At 47.8% G+C, this 19,748-nt stretch carries 13 protein-coding genes and 4 pseudogenes; all 17 read left to right on the top strand.

Going from position 1 to position 19,748, the window contains the following annotated elements:
* Positions 1-163: 163 nt before the first annotated feature.
* Positions 164-1,542: pseudogene (locus tag DXA13_RS08065) on the top strand (2-isopropylmalate synthase).
* A gap of 8 nt (positions 1,543-1,550) precedes the next feature.
* Complete coding sequence (locus tag DXA13_RS08060; RefSeq protein ID WP_118243229.1) at positions 1,551-2,060, top strand: GntR family transcriptional regulator; 510 nt, start codon at positions 1,551-1,553, stop codon at positions 2,058-2,060.
* Between the two features lie 5 nt (positions 2,061-2,065).
* Positions 2,066-2,257, top strand: a complete 192-nt coding sequence (locus DXA13_RS08055) for an FCD domain-containing protein (RefSeq protein ID WP_243009023.1) — start codon at positions 2,066-2,068, stop codon at positions 2,255-2,257.
* A 20-nt stretch (positions 2,258-2,277) separates the two neighbouring features.
* Positions 2,278-3,447: an isocitrate/isopropylmalate family dehydrogenase gene (locus tag DXA13_RS08050; protein ID WP_118243225.1), complete on the top strand. Its 1,170-nt coding sequence runs from the start codon at positions 2,278-2,280 to the stop codon at positions 3,445-3,447.
* Between the two features lie 327 nt (positions 3,448-3,774).
* Positions 3,775-4,791, top strand: coding sequence for a LacI family DNA-binding transcriptional regulator (locus DXA13_RS08045; protein WP_347559767.1), 1,017 nt, complete (start codon positions 3,775-3,777; stop codon positions 4,789-4,791).
* 14 nt (positions 4,792-4,805) lie between these two features.
* Positions 4,806-5,707: pseudogene (gene rbsK / locus DXA13_RS08040) on the top strand (ribokinase).
* A gap of 15 nt (positions 5,708-5,722) precedes the next feature.
* Entirely contained in the window at positions 5,723-6,136 is a 414-nt protein-coding gene (rbsD, locus tag DXA13_RS08035) for a D-ribose pyranase (RefSeq protein ID WP_118243223.1), read from the top strand.
* Positions 6,137-6,162: 26 nt separating this feature from the next.
* Positions 6,163-7,653 carry a sugar ABC transporter ATP-binding protein gene (locus DXA13_RS08030; protein WP_118243220.1) on the top strand — a complete coding sequence of 497 codons (1,491 nt, stop codon included), beginning with the start codon at positions 6,163-6,165 and terminating at the stop codon, positions 7,651-7,653.
* A complete protein-coding gene (rbsC, locus tag DXA13_RS08025) occupies positions 7,653-8,594 on the top strand; it encodes a ribose ABC transporter permease (RefSeq protein WP_118243218.1) in 942 nt (313 codons plus the stop codon). Before DXA13_RS08030 ends, rbsC begins: the two co-directional genes overlap by 1 nt.
* A gap of 27 nt (positions 8,595-8,621) precedes the next feature.
* Positions 8,622-9,251 (top strand): annotated as a pseudogene (locus tag DXA13_RS08020) (substrate-binding domain-containing protein); the annotation flags it as partial.
* A 74-nt stretch (positions 9,252-9,325) separates the two neighbouring features.
* Positions 9,326-9,427 (top strand): annotated as a pseudogene (locus tag DXA13_RS22950) (D-ribose ABC transporter substrate-binding protein); the annotation flags it as partial.
* 489 nt (positions 9,428-9,916) lie between these two features.
* Positions 9,917-11,173, top strand: coding sequence for a M14 family zinc carboxypeptidase (locus DXA13_RS08010; RefSeq protein WP_118243214.1), 1,257 nt, complete (start codon positions 9,917-9,919; stop codon positions 11,171-11,173).
* Between the two features lie 93 nt (positions 11,174-11,266).
* The gene (locus DXA13_RS08005) at positions 11,267-13,333 is read left to right on the top strand and encodes a DUF4234 domain-containing protein (RefSeq protein ID WP_181995570.1); all 2,067 of its coding nucleotides are present in this window, start codon (positions 11,267-11,269) and stop codon (positions 13,331-13,333) included.
* 23 nt (positions 13,334-13,356) lie between these two features.
* Positions 13,357-14,394 (top strand): SH3 domain-containing protein, encoded by a 1,038-nt coding sequence (locus DXA13_RS08000; RefSeq protein ID WP_118243210.1) that lies wholly within the window; start codon positions 13,357-13,359, stop codon positions 14,392-14,394.
* 124 nt (positions 14,395-14,518) lie between these two features.
* On the top strand, positions 14,519-15,889 hold the full coding sequence (locus tag DXA13_RS07995) for a zinc ribbon domain-containing protein (RefSeq protein WP_118243208.1): 1,371 nt from the start codon (positions 14,519-14,521) through the stop codon (positions 15,887-15,889).
* Positions 15,890-15,969: 80 nt separating this feature from the next.
* Positions 15,970-16,938 carry a zinc ribbon domain-containing protein gene (locus DXA13_RS07990; protein WP_118243206.1) on the top strand — a complete coding sequence of 323 codons (969 nt, stop codon included), beginning with the start codon at positions 15,970-15,972 and terminating at the stop codon, positions 16,936-16,938.
* Positions 16,860-19,538: a DUF5050 domain-containing protein gene (locus tag DXA13_RS07985; protein ID WP_118243204.1), complete on the top strand. Its 2,679-nt coding sequence runs from the start codon at positions 16,860-16,862 to the stop codon at positions 19,536-19,538. The genes DXA13_RS07990 and DXA13_RS07985 overlap by 79 nt, the downstream gene beginning before the upstream one ends.
* Positions 19,539-19,748 lie beyond the last annotated feature (210 nt).

Raw genomic sequence — 19,748 nt, 5'->3', positions numbered from 1 at the left:
TGGCAGCGGGGTAATTCTTTTATTTGAAAAAAATGCTTGACAATTTTAAAAGTGAATGTATACTTGTATACAAGTATGGCACTTGCGCTGCGCTCTGGTTTTTAAAACCGGATTATCCAGCAGTCATGACATAAAAAATAAAAGAGAACAGGAGTGTTTACCAATGCTGGTTATTTCAAAGAACAGTAACTTACTGGAACAGGACCCTTACCGTTATTCCCTCCAGAACATATCAGAACCGCATCTGTACCGTGAATTCTTTCCTTATGATGAAGTCCCGAGGTCTCCTTTAACTTCCGCCAGTGTCCGATCGGTATGCCGGAGCACATCTGGATGACAGATACTACGTTCCGTGACGGGCAGCAGTCCAGAGTTCCTTATACGAAGAAACAGATGGTAGACCTCTATAAAATGATGTCACGGCTGTCCGGTCCCAACGGAATTATCCGCCAGACTGAGTTTTTTGTATATGACAGAAAAGATAAGGAAGCTCTTCTGGAGTGTATGGACCTCGGCCTTAAGTTCCCGGAGATCACCACATGGATCCGGGCGAATAAAAAGGATTTCCAGATGGTAAAGGATTTGGGGATCAAGGAAACAGGCATTTTGATGAGCTGTTCCGACTATCATATTTTTAAGAAGAGAAGGCTTACCAGAAAGCAGGCGATGGATGAATATCTGTCAACGGTGGACGACGCTTTTGCAGCAGGAATCGTCCCCAGATGCCATCTGGAAGATATCACTAGAGCAGATTTTTACGGTTTTGTCGTACCATTTGTCAACGCGCTGATGGATAAGTCGAGACAGGCCGGAATTCCAGTCAAGATCAGGGCATGTGATACCATGGGCTATGGGATTCCGTATACAGGCGTGGCTCTTCCAAGGAGCGTGCCGGGAATCATTTATGGACTTCAGCATTATTCAGATGTGAAGAGTGAACAGCTGGAATGGCATGGACACAATGATTTCTATAAGGCAGTTTCAAATGCTTCCTGTGCATGGCTGTATGGTGCGTCTGCAGTTAACTGTTCCCTTCTTGGAATCGGCGAGAGAACAGGGAATATTCCTCTGGAGGCGATGGTATTTGAATATGCTTCTTTAAGAGGTTCTCTCGATGGAATGGAACCGACCGTAATTACAGAAATAGCCAGGTATTATCAGAGGGAAATCGGATACAAGATTCCAGCGATGACGCCGTTTGTTGGAAGGAATTTCAATGTCACACGGGCGGGAATTCATGCGGACGGCCTGATGAAGGATGAGGAAATCTACAACATCTTCGACACATCCCGCCTTCTTGGGAGAGCGCCGGAAGTAGCGATCAGCAATACGTCGGGCGTGGCAGGAATCGTATATTGGATCAATAATTACTATGAGCTTTCACCGAAGGACGCGGTGAATAAGGAAGACGAAGCCGCCGTGAAGCTGAAAGAGTGGGTGGACGAACAATATAACGAAGGACGTCAGACGGCTGTCAGTGATGCAGAACTGGATGAACAGCTGCAGAAGATAGCGCCTGGCAGATTCAAACCCTTCTTTTAGGAGCTGAAATGGAGAAAGTGATACAGGAGAAGGGAGCGCCGCTGGCCGAACAGGTTTTCATGGTGCTGGAGGAAGAAATTCTTCAGGGGAAAATAAAGCCTGGAGATGTGATTACAGAACTCAAGCTTTCAAAGACACTGGGAGTCAGCAGGACTCCAATCAGAGAGGCGCTCCAGCGCCTTGAGCAGGAAAATTTGGTAGAAATACGCCCCAACAGGGGGGCCGTTATCCTTGGAATTACGAAAGACGACCTGGAAGTTATTTATGATATGAGAATACGCCTGGAAGGTTTGGCTGCGAAAGAGGCGGCTAAAGCAATAACGCAAGAGCAGTTGAAGGATATGAAAGAAGTGCTGGACCTGCAGGAATTTTATGTGGAGAAAAACGATCCTGAGGAGCAGGAGGCATTCGATTCCCGCTTTCATGAGATGGTTTATGAATTTTCCGGAAAACGACTGCTCTACGAAGTGCTGAAGACGCTGCATCACAGGATTACGAGATACAGGAGCTGTCTGTGACTGATATGGAACGGGCCAGACTGGCGATTAAGGAACACAGGGAGATATATAAAGCAATTCTCGAACGAAACGGAGACCTGGCAGAGGAGCTTACGATCCGCCATGTGGAGAATGCAAAACAGAGTACACTGCACAGGCTGGACGTTCACACCAGGGAAAAAGAAAAAACAGAAAAGACAAATAAACCACAGGAATAAGATAAGGGGAAAGAAGTTTAATGGAGATGAAGTATCTGGAAGAAGCCGCAGAACAGTTTAAACAATTAGTTTCAGAACAGATGGAACGTGCAGAACGCCTGGAACGGGAAGAACAGGCCCTTGATTTTAATTCCATCAGCCCGATCATCATAGGGACGTGTCCCGGCGATGGGATAGGCCCAATCATTTTTGAAGAGGCGGAGAAAACGTTGAGGTTCCTTTTGGAAAAGGAGATCGCTGCAGGAAAAGTAGAGATCAGAAGAATTGACGGTCTGACTTTGGAAAACAGACTTGCCAGCGGGGAGACGATTCCAAAAGAGGTGCTGAGCCAGCTGAAAGAATGCCACGTCATATTAAAGGGGCCGACAACGACGCCGCAGGCAGGCGGCGGTGTGAAAAACCTGGAGAGCGCGAATGTCACGCTGAGGAGAGAACTGGATCTCTTTGCCAATATCCGTCCGGTTAAAGTTCCCGAAAAAGGGATTGACTGGACGTTCTTCCGTGAAAATACGGAGGGTGAATACGCTCTTGGAAGCAGAGGATTTGAAATTCCCGGAAAACTGGCGTTTGACTTCAAGGTGATTACAGACGCCGGAACAAGAAGAATTGCCAAAGCAGCGTTTGAATTCGCCAGAAATAATGGTAAGAAACAGGTCGCAGTAATCACAAAGGCCAATATCATGAAGAAAACAGACGGGAAATTCCTTACGATCTGCCGTGAAGTGGCTGAAGATTACCCGGAAGTTACGATGACGGACTGGTATGTGGATATTATCTGCGCCAATCTGATTAATCCCGATATGCAGAAGAACTTCCAGGTGTTTTTAATGCCGAATCTGTACGGAGATATTATAACAGATGAAGCAGCTCAGATTCAGGGCGGAGTCGGTACGGCAGGAAGTGCAAACACAGGAAACCGTTATGGAATGTTTGAGGCGATTCACGGAAGCGCTCCCAGAATGATCGAAGAAGGATTGGGAGCATACGCCAATCCGTCAAGCATACTAAAGGCAGAAGAAATGCTTCTCCGCCATATAGGCATGGCCGGTCAGGCAGACAGGCTGGCAGAGGCAATGGAGGCGTGTGACAGAGAAGGCGCAGTCATCGTAACGGGAACAAAGGAGGGCAATACCGGAAAAGAGTACGGCGATTACCTGCTTGAAAAATTAAAACATATGATAGAGGGATGACCGGACCGGGGATTGCTGCAGCATGCAACAATTCCCGGTCCCTTTTGTGATTTACAGGATTGTTTTTCATCCCGGTTTCATACGCTGCTTCGTAACGGTTTCCATGCGGACCTGCAATACATGCAGGATATATGATTGGGAGTTTTGCATATAAAAGCTAGGAATATCTCTCGTAAAAAGCAGGTGAAATTGTAAAGAATACCGAAAAAAATAAAAACAGGAGATCGATGTTGACTTTTAAAATGTTAAAATATATAATGAAAACAGATTTGAAACGGGTTTCATAAGGAGATAGTTACAACCATTAGACAGAATTGATTAGACAGGATGGTGATTATATATGGCGAGTATCAGGGACGTAGCAGAATAGCTGGTGTTTCCCCTTCCACGGTTTCCAGGGTTATGAATGGAACGGCCAGAGTGGATGATGAAAAGAAACAGCGGGTAGAAAAGGCAATAGTTGAAACCGGTTTCAGACCGAATGAAGTAGCCCGGTCACTCTTTAAAAAATCTTCAAAGATTATTGGAATACTCGTTCCCGATATTGTGAATCCATTTTTTAATGAACTGGCGGGAGCGATTGAAGAGGAGTGTGACAGAAGGGGATACAGGCTGACTTTATGCAATTCCAATAACGATGTGGAGAAAGAAAAGCGAAATTTGAACCTGCTGGAGCGCATGAATGCAGACGGTGCGATTCTCATGACAAACAGAGAGGAAATAAGGGAAGAAATCGACAAATGCCGGATTCCGATCGTAATGATTGACCGTCAGATTGAACGTGGAGAAGAGATCGCCAGCATTCAGTCCGACCACTATCAGGGAGGCCGGATGGCAGTTGAATATCTGCTGAGCTGCGGCTGTAGAAATATCGTGCAGATGAGTGGGCCTAAGAGGCTTTCCAGTGCCCGTCAGCGCCACCAGGGATATCTGGATGTGTGCAGAGAGAGAGGGCTGGAACCAAAGTGGATTGAATGTGAATACAGTTATGAATCCGGGCTGGAAAAGACGGGAGAAATCCTGCGGCGTTTTCCGGAAACAGACGGAATCATCGCGGCAAATGATATGGTAGCCATATCTGTGTACAAAATTCTTCATAAGGAAGGAATCAGAGTTCCGGACGATGTTCAGGTGATCGGATTTGATAACATCATGTTGAGCAGCCTGTTTACGCCGGAGATTACGACGATCGCACAGCCGATCGCGAAGATGGGCCAGACAGCGGTGCAGATTCTGACTGATTACGTATCAGGCATGGAAGTTAACAGGAAAACTACATTTGGAGTGGAGCTTATAAAACGGGGCACGACGAAACAGACTTCAGATGGAGAAAATAAATCATAATAAAGGAGGTCAATATGAAAATTGCAGTAGTGGGAAGCATCAATATGGATATGACGGTAACTGCAGAGAGAATCCCTTTAAAAGGAGAAACATTAAAGGGGGAAGAAATCCGCTGCATACCAGGTGGAAAAGGCGCTAACCAGGCGGTTGCCATGGCAAAGCTGGGGGCAGATGTAAAAATGTTTGGATGTGTTGGCAGCGACGACGCAGGAAAAGCGCTCCTCAAAAACCTCAGGATATGGGAGTGGATTCATGCCATGTCAAAACGGTGCAGGGTGTGAGCACAGGACTGGCATTGATTACGGTCGGAGACAACGACAATACGATCATCGTCGTAGCTGGAGCAAACGATCAGGTGGACAGAGAATATATAGACAGCATCAGGGATGAGCTGCTTTCCTGCGAAATCGTACTTCTGCAGCATGAAATACCTCAGGACACGGTGGAATATGTGATCGAGCTCTGCCACAGCCACGGAGTAAAGGCAGTCCTGAATCCGGGACCGGCACGACCGGTAAAACAGGAGATCATTGAAAAAGTGAGTTATCTGACGCCGAATGAACATGAAGCCGTCATCCTTTTTGGAAAAGACAGAACGACGGAAGAACTTTTAAAGGCTTATCCGGAAAAACTGGTGATTACTCAGGGATCCAGAGGCGTTTCCGTAGGCTTGAAATCCGGAAAAGTGCTGAATGTACCGGCCAGAAAAGCAATGGTCGTTGATACGACGGGAGCAGGAGATACGTTAAACGGCGCGTTTACCGTGGAAATCGGGGAAGGAAGGCCGATTGAAGAAGCACTTTTGTTCGCTAATACGGCGGCCAGTCTGTCCACCGAGAGATTCGGTGCCCAGGGCGGAATGCCTACACGCCGGCAGGTCATGGATGCGATGGAATGTGCGGAAGGCAGAAAATAATAAGGAGGATCGGTAATGAAAAAACATGGTATGCTGAATGGAGAAATATCGAGAGTGCTGTCTTATATGGGCCATACGGATACTCTGGCGGTGGGAGACTGCGGACTGCCCATACCGGATGGAACAGAGAGAATCGATCTGGCCGTGACATATGGAGTTCCTTCTTTTATGGAAGTCTTGAAAGCGGTTTCAGACGATATGAAAGTTGAAAAGGTTATACTTGCGGAAGAGATCAGGGAATCGAATCCTCATATATTAAGAGAAATCAACCATCTTTTTGCCGAATGTGAAACCGGTTTCAAAACAGAGGTCGTTTTCGTGCCTCATAGCCGGCTGAAAGCAATGACAGGTTCATGCAAAGCCGTGATCAGAACAGGGGAAACTACGCCGTATGCAAATATTATCCTGCAGTCTGGCTGTATCTTTTAAAGGAAGAACGTCTGGAGGGAAGCAAAATGAAAATTGAAATGAAGGGGATTGATAAATCCTTTGGACAGAATCAGGTCTTAAAGGATGCCGGATTTATTCTGGATGACGGGGAAGTCCATGCGCTGATGGGAGAAAACGGGGCAGGGAAATCCACCCTTATGAAAATACTGACCGGCGTTTATACGCGGGATAAAGGAACGGTCCTGGTGGATGGACGGGAAGTCGTATACAAAAACGCACAGGAAGCGGAGAGGGCAGGAATTGTATTTATTCAGCAGGAACTGAACGTACTGTTTGATCTTACGGTAGAAGAAAACCTCTTTCTGGGAAAAGAGATTACAAAACGCTTTGGAGTCTGTGACAGAAAGGCCATGAGGGCAAAGGCGGAAGAAACGCTCGAGCGCCTTGGAGTTAAAATTCCAACGGATCAGGTGATGTCAGAGCTTTCCGTGGGGCAGCAGCAGATGATTGAAATCTGTAAGGCATTGATGGTGGATGCAAAGGTCATCATCATGGATGAGCCGACGGCTGCGCTTACGCAGAGTGAAACAAAAGTGCTGTTTGAGGTGATCCGTTCCCTCAGAAAAAAAGGCGTTTCCATCGTCTACATCTCTCACCGTATGGAGGAGATATTCGAGCTGTGCGACAGGATTTCCGTCCTGAGAGACGGCACGTATATCGGTACAAAAGAAATTCCGAAGACAAATATGAATGAAATTGTAAAGATGATGATCGGACGTGAAATCGGGGAACGGTATCCGTCCAGAAACTGTTCCGTTGGGGATGTGGTGCTCCGTGTGGAAGGTCTGACAAAGGACGGCGTTTTCCAGAATGTGAGCTTTTCCGTCCGGGCAGGAGAAGTGCTGGGCGTGTCCGGCCTGATGGGGGCCGGAAGAACGGAAATCATGCAGGCGATCTTTGGAAATCTTCCATATGAAAAGGGAGAAATCCATATAAACGGAAAGAAAGCAGTTATACGGAAACCGGAAGAGGCAATCCGCCAGGGCATTGGATTTATCACGGAGGATAGAAAGACGGAAGGGCTGCTTCTGGAAGAGAGTATCGAAAAGAATATTTCTCTGGCCAATCTGAACCGCATTTCAGGAAAAGGCGGCATTGTAATCAGCAGGGAAAAGGAAAGCAGCCTTGTCAGGCAGGCAATCGAAGAGCTTCACATCAAGTGCTTCGGTCCATTCCACGAATGCCTGAATCTGAGCGGAGGAAACCAGCAGAAAGTTGTATTTGCCAAATGGATTTATACGGACCCGAAAATACTGATTCTGGATGAACCGACGAGAGGTGTGGATATCGGTGCAAAAAAGGAAATATACAGCATTATCAACAAGCTGGCGGAACAGGGGGTAGCGGTTGTCATGGTATCCTCCGAACTGCCGGAGGTGCTGGGAATGAGTGACCGGATTATGGTAGTAAGAGAAGGTATGGTCAGAGGAATCATCAGCCGCAGTGAGGCTGATCAGGAGAAGATTATGACATTAGCTACGGGAGGTACTTTATAATGAATGGGAATAAAAATAAAGCTGTTAATTATGCACAGGATTTTGGAGCATTAATCGCGCTCGTACTGCTGATTGCAGGAATCAGCATCGTCAGCCCGGAATTCCGCACGGGTTCCAACTTTTTGTCGCTGCTTCGCCAGTCTTCCATCAACGGCCTCATAGCCTTTGGAATGACGTTCGTTATTCTGACCGACGCCATAGACCTTTCAGTTGGTTCTGTGCTGGCTCTGAGCACAGCATTCTGCGCAGGTATGATCACGTCAGGTGTTCCGGCCGGACTGGCAATGGTTCTGGCTCTTCTGATCGGCTGCGGTCTTGGAATTGTCAGCGGAGTCATGGTGACGAAAGGACGCCTCCAGCCATTTATCGCAACGCTGATCACAATGACCGTTTACCGCGGCCTGACTATGATCTATACGAACGGAAAACCGATTTCCAACCTGGGAGACAGTTTCATCCTGAAGGTAGTTGGAAAAGGGAAATTCTATGGAATTCCGATCCCGGTTATTCTGCTGGTTCTCCTGTTCCTTCTGTTCTTCTTCCTGCTGAATAAGACCACGTTCGGACGCAGGGTATATGCCACAGGAAGTAACTGGAAATCCGCCAGTCTGGCCGGTGTCAATATACATAAGACGAAAATTATAGCCTATGCCATTTCGGGCACAATGGCGGCTCTTTCCGGCCTGATCCTGTTATCCAGACTGGGCTCTGCACAGCCGACTCTTGGAGACGGATATGAACTGGATGCCATTGCGGCGGTAGCTCTCGGCGGAACCAGTATGAGCGGAGGCAGAGGAAAGATTTACGGCACATTTATCGGCGTACTGATTATTGCAGTTTTAAATAACGGACTGAATATTCTGGGCGTGTCGTCTTACTATCAGGACGTCATCAAAGGTATTGTAATTCTCATCGCCGTTCTTTCGGACAGGAAGCGCTAATTATCAGGAAAATAAGGAGGTTAAAAAATGAAAAGATTTGCGGCATTATTATTATCAGGGCTGATGATGATCAGTGTAACCGGATGTAACGCAATTACGATTGACGGAGAAGACAACGCGAAAGAGAGATCGGGAGGTACGGCCATCGGATTTTCCGTCTCCACTCTGAACAACCCGTTTTTTGTAACGCTGACGGAAGGCGCAAAAGAAAAGGCCGGAGAAGAGAATGTACAGCTGATCGTCGTCGACGCAGGAGACGATGCGGCAAAACAGACGAGCGATATTGAAGACCTCGTCTCCAGAAATGTGGGTGTGCTGATTGTCAATCCGGTAGATTCCGATGCGGTGGCTCCAGCCGTTCAAAGTGCGGTCGCACAGGGAATAAAGGTCATTTCCGTTGACCGTGGTGTCAATGGTGTAGAGGTGGACTGCCAGATTGCTTCCGATAATGTGGCAGGAGCCAATATGGCCACAGAATATCTGGCTGAATTGATCGGAGAAGGGGCAAAGGTAGCTGAACTTCAGGGCGTACCGGGCGCTTCTGCGACCATTGACCGTGGTGAAGGATTCCACCAGGTGGCAGATGAAAAGCTGGATGTAGCGGCCAGTCAGACGGCCAATTTCAACCGTGCGGAAGGCATGTCCGTTATGGAAAATATTCTTCAGTCTGACGGTTCCATAAAAGGCGTTTTTGCACATAATGACGAGATGGCTCTGGCGCTGCCGAAGCGGTGGCTGCTTCCGGAAAGAATATTAAAATCGTTGGATTTGACGCTACCGACGATGCTCAAAAAGCTGTTAAGGACGGGAAAATGGCGGCTACTGTGGCACAGAAACCTGATAAAATGGGAGAAACAGCAGTAGAAACAGCATTAAAACTGATGGCAGGAGAGACGGTAGACAAATCGATTCCTGTAGAAGTAGAATTGATTAAATAGAAAAGCGCCGGCTGATTACAGCAGAACGGGCACAGTTTGGCATTTGATTTTATGAAGTGGTTGATCCACTGATACAGAATCAGATGGCCGAAGCTGTGCCTTTTTCTGTCATGGAAACAAGGCCGCAATCGAAAATTGCCATAACGAGAGCATATATCTTCCTTTACCGGGCAGATCAGGAAGCCACTGTACATCCGTTTTTTGGAGCGAAGGCACAAACGGGAAAAGTAATGGCCGGCAGGTATGGGGGTCTTTTGTTTTTTTGGAGATACAAAACGGAATAAGGGGGATCACAGCTGCCCGATTTCGTTGACAATAACTGGTGCGGACGGTATAATTAACCAAAGGATAAATAGACAGAAAATTTAGAAAAAGGATAGGAAAATGAAAAGGAAAAAACGGGAAAAAATGATTATTTTCTGGGGAATTGCTGCCGTCGTAATTACCCTGGTACTGTGTGCCGGAGCAGGTATCTTTGCAGTTTCTGAGTCTGGAAAAGGGAAACCCGAAGAGGATATCAGAACCGCCCAGCTGCAGTCGGATGCGCATATAAAAGAGACGGTTGCTTCATCATCTATGGAGGAGAGTAAAAAGGGGCTTGCACAGGCAGGTGTCTCGGAATCAAATTCATCAGAGCGGAAAGAATCAGAGCCGGCTTCGGAATCTGCGGCGGGAGAAGTGGTTTCAGAAACTTCGGGCTCAGGGGAACAGGGAGCGGCTGGCCCTCTGATTGTCGAAACTGATCCTGCTGTTTATACTTACGAAAATATGGAACAGGATCTTCAGCAAATGAAGAACATGTATGAGGAAATGACGGTTGACAGCCTGGGAGAGACGATGGACGGCAGGCAGATTTACCATGTGCTTCTTGGAAATCCGGCTTCGGACAGGCATGTTCTGATTACAGGTTCCATTCATGCCAGGGAATATATGACGACACAACTGGTGATGAAACAGCTGGATGGCTTTCTAAAAGATCAGGAAGCCGTGAATAAATATCTGGGCGGGATTGCCGTCCATGTGGTGCCGATGATTAATCCGGACGGCGTATCCATCAGTCAGTTCGGCCTGGAGGCTGTAAGAAAAGATGAGACGCGCAGCTACATAACCGATGTAATTATGAAAAAGGACGGTTCTGCCGGAACAGGAAATTATTTCAAACGCTGGAAGGCCAACGCCCATGGTGTTGATTTAAACAGAAATTTCGACGCCTTGTGGGATCAGTATGTGGGAAGCGGACACCCATCCTCTGACCATTATAAGGGAGAAGCGCCAGGCAGTGAGCCGGAAGCAGCGGCCCTTATCCGCCTGACAGAGACGTATCCGTTCGTCAGGACGGTCAGCTATCACACGCAGGGAGGCGTTATTTACTGGTATTTCGGTCAGACGGGAAAGCTGAAAGATGACACGGAGCAGTTTGCAAAACAGGTTTCTGCCGTTACGGGATATCCTTTGGACGCCAACTATCAGAAGCTGGATCCAGCCGGATATAAAGACTGGGCAATTTCGAAGAAAAGTATCCCAAGCCTGACGATCGAAGTGGGGCGTGAGACATCCCCCGTTCCTCCTGCGCAGTTTGGGGAAATCTGGAACAGGAACAGCGGAGTTTGGACGGTGATTTTTGACAGCGCAATGAAATGACAGGCGCTGTCTTCAATACAGTTACCGTTATTATAAATAAATTAAGAAATAAGGGAAGGGAAACGTATGGGTGTTAAGAAGAGAAATTTCTGGATGTTAATTTTACTGTCGGCAATTACCTGTGGGTTGTACGGCCTTTACTGGTGGTTTTGCTTTATTGAAGATTCCAACCGGATCTGCGAAGGCAGATCGCCTGAAAAACCAAGTCCGAATTTTTTGATCGTTATGCTTTTGACGATCGTTACATGCGGAATTTACTATTATATCTGGATGTATAAGCAGGGCAACCGTCTGGCCGATGCGGCCGCCTCTTACAATATGAGAACTCAGACGACAGGGTCAACACTGCTCCTGTGGTATCTCGTAGGAGCGCTGCTCTGTGGCCTTGGTCCGTTCGTAGCGTTCTATCTCTGGATCGAGTCATTCAACCGGGTTGCGGATGCATATAACGGGCAGCTGCCAGGCGGCGGTGATTTTACGGGCGGTCCGTCTCCGGAAGTGCCGTCAGCGGTAGCAGCGGTCGCTCAGAAAATGGAGCAGGGCGCCGGTAACCTTGCTGGAAAAATTCAGAATTCCAGGGGAATAAACGACATCAAGAAAAAGGTAGGAGATAAGGTAAAAGGACAGGGCGCTCAGAAAAACGTACAGGCGTACCGATACCTTGTGACGTCAAAATACAGAGATCCTATCAGTCAGGGAAATATAAGAGTATCAAATACCTCTGAAATGTGGCAGCCGGATGCGCCGGCCGTCATTACCCAGTACCAGATTGCAGATACGAGCCAGGATGGTGACGTCGGCCTGTTTCTGGGGATACAGAACATGACGGAAAAGACTATTTCAGCGGTCTATCTGGACATTGTGTACTATAACGTGCTGAAAGAAAAGTTGGGAGAACTTTCTAATATCTGTTATCTCGACCTGAGCATAGGAAAAGGACAGATTTTTGAAACGGGATCGCCGGTATCCCTTCCTGACAGATCCACAAGAAGATGCGACATCGTCATCCGCCACATTGTCTATGCGGATGAAACAATATGGAGCTATGAAGGCAGTGAATCGTTTATACAGGTAGAGGCCCAGAATACGCTGAATCTGCCGGACGGGCTGAATGAGGAATTTGTAAGGCAAATGCATGCGTCTGTTCCGGATGTGAATTATCCTTATCTTCCTGAGGACAGGGGAATGTACTGGTTCTGTGCATGCGGCCAGCTGAACGGGGCCGGTTCGGACAGCTGCCTTGCCTGCGGGGCGGAAAAAGCAAGGGAGTTCAGCCTTCTGGATCTCTCATTCCTTGTCAATGAACGTGATATACGCCTGGAACAGGAAAGAACTGCAAGAGAAGAAGCAGAGCGGTTAGAAGCGGAACGAAGGGCACAGGAAGAGGCGCTTCGGGCACAAAAAATTGCGGAGCGCAATCAGAAGATTGAAGAAGCGCAGAAGAAGGCGAAGGGGGCACTGAGTGCCGTTAAGAACCGGGGATCTGAGTATTATGCAAAAGGGGAAGAAAAGATAAAAGGCGCTGTTATGTCCCAAAAACAGGACAGCATGTCAGGAACAGCCGCCATACAGGGAACATGTCCGAAATGCGGCCGTCCGTACCGTGCGGGAGATAAATTCTGTATGAGCTGCGGCACATCCCTCAAACCGGCAGCCGTGCAGGCACAGGTTCTGCCTGATACCGGCAGTACAGGAAAGACGAGATGCGGGAAGTGTGGTATGGAAAATGATGGAGATTCCAAGTTCTGCATGGGCTGCGGAAGCCTTCTGGGCGTGGAAGAGGCAGCTTATGAAAAGCCGCAGGAAACGCTGTCTTCCAGCGAAGCGGTCCATTTAGATAAAAAAGCACCTGTTTCACTGGAAAAACAGCCGGAATCGAATGAAGCTATGGCGTCTGCCCCGGCTTATAAGGAGAATGAGGGGAAGGAATATGATCAGGACGAATTGAGAACCGTAGTGCTCACGCCGGAAATGGCTGAACAGATGGCAGCGGCCAGCCAGAATAAGGCAGGCGATGGGCCTGCTTCGTCAGACGCTTTTGAAGAGGAAGTCCATCAAGTCCGGCAGACACAAGAAGGCAGAGTATGCCCGTCATGCGGATATGTCAATGATAGTGATTCGATGTTCTGTATGAGCTGTGGAAGCAGAATTGACGAGTAATCGAAACTAAAGGAGAAAATGATATGTTTTGTAAAAAATGCGGAAAGCAGATAGCAGATACAACGAAATTCTGTCCATACTGCGGGGCGGATATAAAACCCTCGTCTCAGCAGGACAATTCTTCCGGACACAGAAAGCCGGCCGCCTCAGGCGGAAAAAATATGAAGCCGTTTCTTGCGGTCTGCGGAGTGATTATAGCTGTTGCGATAATCGCTACGGCCGTGTTTGTGATGAAGACCATGAAATCGGGCGCGCCGTCGGAGACTCTGAAAGAAGCCGTGAGTGAGCCGGAAGAAACAGAGACGATTACAACGGAGGCTGAGGAAAGCGAGGCCGAGACGCCAGTTCCAGAAACGACTGCTCCGGAAACTACGATGCCGGAGACGCCGAACACGACTCAGTATCCTACATACTTTGTGGCAAACTGTGACGAATTTATAACCCTCAGAACGGAACCGGACACATCGGCGGCTGCGATTCTTCAGATTCCCTATGGGTCTCCTGTCAGCTATGTGGAAACAGCAGACAACGGATTTTATAAGATTATTTACAATGGCCATACGGGATATGGGCTTGCGTCCTACCTCAGCACCACCCAGCCGGAGCCGAACAGCAAAGCTGCAGCTCCAGCGGCATCTTATAAGACATATTATGTGACGAATTGCGATGAGTGGATATCACTTCGCAAGAGTCCAAGTACTGGAGCCGACAGGATTACAACCATACCATACGGAGCGGCAGTCAGCTTTGTGGAGAACTCCACAAACGGATTCTATAAGATCATCTACAACGGTCATACGGGATACGCTCTGGCTTCCTATCTGAGTACCAGCGTTCCTGCCTCCAAAGCTGCCGCATCTTATCGGTCGGCAAAGGTAGTTAACTGTGAAGAATGGATATCCTTGCGCGTATCACCGAATACGAAGGCGGACAAATATACGGAAATTCCTCTGGGGGCATACGTGACCGTAATTTCCACAGGGGAAGCAAACGGTTTCTGGAAGATCCAGTATGGCGGCTACGAGGGATACGCTCTGGGGCAGTATCTGGCATTGCAGTAAGAAATCAAATGATATAAGGTAGAAAGGAGTCGGGGGTGATGCGTTTCATTAATTTGCAGCACTCTCGGCTCAGTTTTTGAATGGATGAAAGGGATATGTCTGATTATTGAAGGAGAAAAATGAAATGACATGTAAAAACTGCAAAAGAGAAATACCGCAGGGAGTCAAACATTGTCCATACTGCGGGGCAAAGCAGGATGACGGAAAAAAGACTGGAAAAATTACGATGATTCTGGCCGGGACGACCTTAATTATCGTGCTGATTATACTCGTTGTGTTGCTCATGTTTATAAAGGGGAAGGATGACGGCGGAGAGAGAACAAAGGAAGTTCAGCCGGCGGCGGTAAATGATGTCTCTCAGGAAACAGACAGAGGTTCAGATTCAACTGAGATTCAGGCGTCGGCAAATGAAAAATCAACAGAGAGTTTAAGGACGGCAGAAACGGCTGGAACTGTCGGTTCTGCAGAACAGATCCAGGTTCCGGACGAAGAGCAGAAGGAAATGATGAGGGATCTGACATTTAACGGAATCTGTCTGCTTCCTTACAATGCAGATTCGTCAGGCGAGGTATTTGTGCAGAACGTACCTCATGAAAGGATGCTGGATACCTATAATTATATCGCTTATGATACAGGAATGCATTCTGCACAAGGAAAGAACAAATCTCTGTATCCGGAATCCAGATGGGAGAACCAGGGAATTGACGGAATCCAGGGATGGGGATATGTCAGCAGCGATGCAGACGCTATGAAGGCGTTTCTGAAGAAGGTATACGGATGGAGCTTTGAAATTACAGATGCCGATGCAGCCTTAGGATATGCGGAAAAAGACGGCAGAATTTACGGGCCGGGATTTGGAGACGGAATGGACGCGACAGAGGTTGACTTTCTTGAGCCGTCATACAGCTTCGATGAAAAAATGCTGACGGTGACCGTTCCATGTGAAGAACGTCTGACAGACGGCAGCGACCGCGTGGTAAATCGAGGGGAGAGGATTACCACCTGGACGTACAATCCGGCCAGCCCTGTTCTCTACACAATGGAATCTTATAAGGAACGATGGGATCAACCGCTCTATTCCTGGATGGAACAGGAAGTCGCATCGACCGCCCTTCCTTCCGGTCAGATTGAGGACGAGGTGAAGAGAATACGCGCCGTATACTCCAAGATACAGAACGAATTCCAGACATATCAGAAGACGACCGTGAGAAGCGGAGTGACACGTTTTTGTTCTGCAGACGGAAAATTGATGAAATATTCCGTAACGTCAGGAACGGACGGCAGCCCCTGGGCCAGAGAGTATTACTATGAAAACGGAAATCTAATCTTCGCATTTTATTTTCAGGAAAAAGTGGAAAACCGCTTTTATTTCAGCGGCGGAACCATGTTCCGATGGATCGACAGTCAGAAGCAGACACACGATAATGATACGGGCAATTCTTCCTGGTATACATGGGAGGATCAGGTAAAATCAGAAGCCGGCCAGGTGCAGTAACGGTGTGAAAGCAGCACATGGAATAGACAGAAAGATGAAATTGAGATTTAAATATACGGGTACTATGGGGGATAAGAATTATGAAAAAATGCAGTTTTTGTGGTCATGAGATGCCGGATGAAGCCGTATTCTGCGGAGCATGCGGAAACCGATATGAAGAAGCGCAGATCCAGGATTATGGAGCGGAATATGAAGGGGCAGGTGGAGAAGAGCCAGCAGGAAAAATATGCCCCAGATGCGGCTGCCATAATCTGCCGGACGCGGTCTTTTGTCAGGAATGCAGATGGGATATGAGCAAGCCGTATTCAGAGAATCAGGCAACGAAAACGGTAAATAAGGATAAGAGAAAAGGTAAAAAATCAGTTCTTCCCATGGCCGTTGGAGGTATATTCCTGTTGATTATCCTGGCTGCGGGGGTTCTGTTTGGCATTAGATACTTGAAAAACAATTCAAAAGAGACATGGAGCCTGGCAAAGGCGGAGCTGGCGGAAAATTACCTGCAGCCGGAAAACAGAGGAACCGTCGATCTTTCCGCGCGGAACCATCAGCCAGCCGGCCGCGATCTTTCGGCCGTGTGGGATCAGACGCTCTTCTACTGGCTGGAAGACGTAGGCGGGGAAGATGATAACCATATCGCTGCATGCGCCATGACCAGGATCGAGCTGAAACGAAACGATAACGGAAATACGATCGAATATGAAGTATACAGGGATTCAGAAACGGATGAAATTTACAAAATCGTATCGATCGAGCATATGGAAGACGGCAGCCTGGAATTGAGCGATTATTATTACAGGGATGGAAAACCGAATTTCGTGTTCCGGCGCAGTGATACGGTCTATACGCCTACATACGCGTCCATCGATAAAGTGGGCGAACGGTATTATTTTACAAATGATCAGATGGTAAAATGGCGCTGGATTTATGAACCGTCTGTCGTGAACCAGTGGATTCTGACCCCGGAAGACACATGGTATACCCAGTGGGGATATCAGGCGATTTCCGACGGGGAAAGAGCCAGTACGATGAAAAGGAAGCGCAGGTATTAAACGAAGCCTACAATACCTTTGACGCTGTGACGGCCAATGAACCGGTCGTTCTTGTTGCAGGCCGGGTGACGGATGAAGACGGAGAGCCGATAGAGGGCGTAGAGGTCGGAATTGGTATCATTGAGAGCGGAGAAGGTCAGAAACCGGAAATAAAGGTAATGACGGATGAAGAGGGACGGTACGCCTGGGCGGCAGACGACGCTCAAGCAGAATATTTCCTCGTATTCCAGAAAAAAGGTTGGATTCAGTCGCTTATGAAACCATCGCTGATTGAGGGGGCACAGCAGCAAGCGGACCAGGAAGATACGGTGCTCATAGCGGACAGCAAAAAGAAGGAAAAGCATAAAGTGACCTTTCACGTCTACCAGATGAAGCCGCAGAGCGAGGAAGAAGTGACGGCGCGGGCTTTTGCGGAAGACGCGACGGAAGAACAGCTCCCGGCCCTTGGCGGAGCAGATGTTTCGGTCTATTCTGGGGTGAACTGTATTTTTGGAGAGCCTGTCGGTCAGGCAGAGATATCGGAAGACGGAACCGTAACGGCGGAGTTTCCGTCCGGAAGTTATACGGCTGTATTTGAAAAAGAAGGATTTATGACAGCCAGGACCGTCTTTCTCGCAAATGGAGATCAGGAGGAAATGTCCGTATACTCCATGGCAAAAGACGATAGTGAGAATGGTGGCGGATCAGCGTCGGATTCCTCAGATAACAGCGCATCAGGCGGAGGGAGCCAGTGGACGATTGTTCTGACATGGGATTCTGCAGAAGAAGAACCTCTCGACCTGGACAGTTCTTTATTTACGCCGGACAAGGCGGCCGGAGGCGACAGAAACTGCATCAATACGATCAACAGGAGCGATGCATCAGGCGGCCGGTTCCTCTATGACGGAGAGGGCGGGAACGCATGCGAAATCATTTCCCTGACATCGCCTAAGGCAGGGAGCTATAAGTATTACGTAAGCAATTATTCGGATATTCAGGGAAAAGACCAGACTTCCTCTAAGATGGCGGATTCCAGAGCTTCCGTTACCGTATATCACAACGGCGCGCCTGTAAAAACTTTCCGAGTGCCGGAAGAACGGGGTGTGATCTGGGAAGTATTTGAGCTGAGAAATGAGAGCATTGTTCCGGTTCAGGAGGTCTATGGCAGCGCAGAAGGAAAAAGCTGGTGGACAGAGGACAAACGCCTTGCCAGGATATCCGAGAGAGGGATAAAGGCCGACTGGATTCAGTCTGATGGGGAGTGGCTGTACTTTGCAAATGCGGCCGATCAAAATAAGCTGTACTACTGCAGGAAAGACGGCAGTGATTTGACGAAGATCTGTGATGATGTGCTGATAGATGAAGATATTCTGTTGGTAGATAATCAGATCTATTATGTAGCATATGGGCTGGTAGGAGCAGGTATATACAGAATTAACACAGACGGTACGGGACGTGAGATGATAAGTGATTCCATGCAGCTGGCAGAGTACGACTCGGCGCTTTTCCTTATGGGCTATGCAGATGGACTCGTCTATTACTGGAATGCGCCGGAAACGATTGGATGGGCGAGGGCGCTTCCTGTTTCCGGTGGAGAAGCTGTTCATGTTGGTCTTGATAATCAATGTATGCAGTATTATGCCATAGCAGGAGATTATATTTATTATCAGGCTATTGATATAAATACAAGCTGGGATGAGATATCCCTGTGGAGAAGTCGTCTGGACGGAAGCGAAAGAGAATGCATACGAGACGGTATCAGATGGGACTTCAGTCCATTTACCATTTATAAAGGCTGGGTCTACTATACAGAAGGCGGTACTGTCAAGAGAATACGGATTGATGGATCAGGCGATGCAGAACTGGCTTTCCATGGCGGAACTCCTACGATATTTAATAATACCGTCTACTATATGGGAAATGACAGCAGTCTATATGGAATGAACCTGGACGGAAGGGGCAACCGCGTTGTTATTCAGAATTCAGGCAGCTTTTCCATAGTCGATGGAGAGATCTATACAAGAGATACATCTTCTCAGTGGTCGCCGATCATGGTCAGCGATCTGAACGGCGGAAACGAGAGACAGCTGTTCGACACGTCTGCTTTAAGGAGCGCGGGAGCGATGAAAGCGTTTGCGGAGCTGTTGGATGGATATGTGCCGACAGAGCTTGTAGGGGAGTACGAACGGCAGAAATATATACAGTTTGCCTGTCAGGATATCGATGGAGACGGGATCAACGAACTATTCGTACAGTACAATCCGGGAGCGCCTGATCTTTGTGTGGATTACTTCCGGTTTGACGGCTCTATAAGAAAGATTTGGGATTTGCATGAAGGAAGCGAGATAGCGGTTAATACAGCTGGAAAAGAAATGGCACTTTACTTCTATGGAGGAGGGGGAAGAGACTATATAGAACGCTGCAGATTCGATGGCTCTCAAATTGAAACAGGTGCGTTTTATCCGGGACAGGCGCCGGATTCAGAGGCTGAGTTGGAGGCGCTAGACCGATATTATAACACTTATATGAAAAGCTATCCCAAACTAGTCTTCGTAGACAACACCCCGGCCAACCGTCAGAAGTATCTGCTGAACGGCACGGGAACAGGCTGGACATATTAATTATGCTTTAATTTTATATCGTTCTCAAGAGCCTCTCTACATATGAATGCGCTGCTTGAAATAACCAAAAATAGTGCCCCTGATATCGGGACGGTGACTTGGCTTGCTGCCAGGAATCAAAACCGGTATCAGAGGCACTTTTTATGTATTATAATTATGTGGAAAATTTATAAGAATTATATTGCTGATATCTAAGGTGGCAAAAACAAC

Origin of the sequence: Clostridium sp. AM58-1XD, from assembly GCF_003464085.1 — a bacterium.
GTDB lineage: Bacteria > Bacillota > Clostridia > Lachnospirales > Lachnospiraceae > Lachnoclostridium_A.
Note: the sequence above shows the minus strand (reverse complement) of the source record. Positions and strands in the feature narration are given on the sequence as shown.

Coding starts and splice junctions, on each gene's coding strand:
- DXA13_RS08060 (WP_118243229.1), top strand. CDS start 1,551: ATGGAGAAAGTGATACAGGAGAAGGGAGCGCCGCTGGCCGAACAGGTT.
- DXA13_RS08055 (WP_243009023.1), top strand. CDS start 2,066: ATGGAACGGGCCAGACTGGCGATTAAGGAACACAGGGAGATATATAAA.
- DXA13_RS08050 (WP_118243225.1), top strand. CDS start 2,278: ATGGAGATGAAGTATCTGGAAGAAGCCGCAGAACAGTTTAAACAATTA.
- DXA13_RS08045 (WP_347559767.1), top strand. CDS start 3,775: ATGGTGATTATATATGGCGAGTATCAGGGACGTAGCAGAATAGCTGGT.
- rbsD (WP_118243223.1), top strand. CDS start 5,723: ATGAAAAAACATGGTATGCTGAATGGAGAAATATCGAGAGTGCTGTCT.
- DXA13_RS08030 (WP_118243220.1), top strand. CDS start 6,163: ATGAAAATTGAAATGAAGGGGATTGATAAATCCTTTGGACAGAATCAG.
- rbsC (WP_118243218.1), top strand. CDS start 7,653: ATGAATGGGAATAAAAATAAAGCTGTTAATTATGCACAGGATTTTGGA.
- DXA13_RS08010 (WP_118243214.1), top strand. CDS start 9,917: ATGAAAAGGAAAAAACGGGAAAAAATGATTATTTTCTGGGGAATTGCT.
- DXA13_RS08005 (WP_181995570.1), top strand. CDS start 11,267: ATGTTAATTTTACTGTCGGCAATTACCTGTGGGTTGTACGGCCTTTAC.
- DXA13_RS08000 (WP_118243210.1), top strand. CDS start 13,357: ATGTTTTGTAAAAAATGCGGAAAGCAGATAGCAGATACAACGAAATTC.
- DXA13_RS07995 (WP_118243208.1), top strand. CDS start 14,519: ATGACATGTAAAAACTGCAAAAGAGAAATACCGCAGGGAGTCAAACAT.
- DXA13_RS07990 (WP_118243206.1), top strand. CDS start 15,970: ATGAAAAAATGCAGTTTTTGTGGTCATGAGATGCCGGATGAAGCCGTA.
- DXA13_RS07985 (WP_118243204.1), top strand. CDS start 16,860: ATGGTATACCCAGTGGGGATATCAGGCGATTTCCGACGGGGAAAGAGC.